Annotated in this window: 1 protein-coding gene; it reads left to right on the top strand. The window is 68.8% G+C overall.

The features are described from left to right. Positions 1 to 24: 24 nt before the first annotated feature. The coding region (locus ACWEVP_RS05970; RefSeq protein ID WP_452061508.1) for a tetratricopeptide repeat protein at positions 25 to 362 on the top strand (338 nt) is incomplete at its 3' end.

The following is a 362-nucleotide window of genomic DNA, read 5'->3' as shown; positions in this document are numbered from 1 at the left end:
GCCGCCAGCTACCACCATCTCGGCATGCTCGCCCATGCCCGGGGTGAGTATGGCGAGGCGGAGCGTCGCTACACCGACTCCCTGACCATTCTCGAGGACCTCGGCGACCGTGCCGGCATGGCCGCCAGCTACCACCAGCTCGGCATCCTCGCCCATGCCCGGGGTGAGTATGGCGAGGCGGAGCGTCGCTACACCGACTCCCTGACCATCAAGGAGGAGCTCGGCGACCGTGCCGGCATGGCCGTCAGCTACCACCAGCTCGGCATGCTCGCCCATGCCCGGGGTGAGTATGGCGAGGCGGAGCGTCGCTACACCGACTCCCTGACCATCAAGGAGGAGCTCGGCGACCGTGCCGGCATGGC

It is taken from the genome of Amycolatopsis sp. NPDC003865, assembly GCF_053605345.1.
Note: the sequence above shows the minus strand (reverse complement) of the source record. Positions and strands in the feature narration are given on the sequence as shown.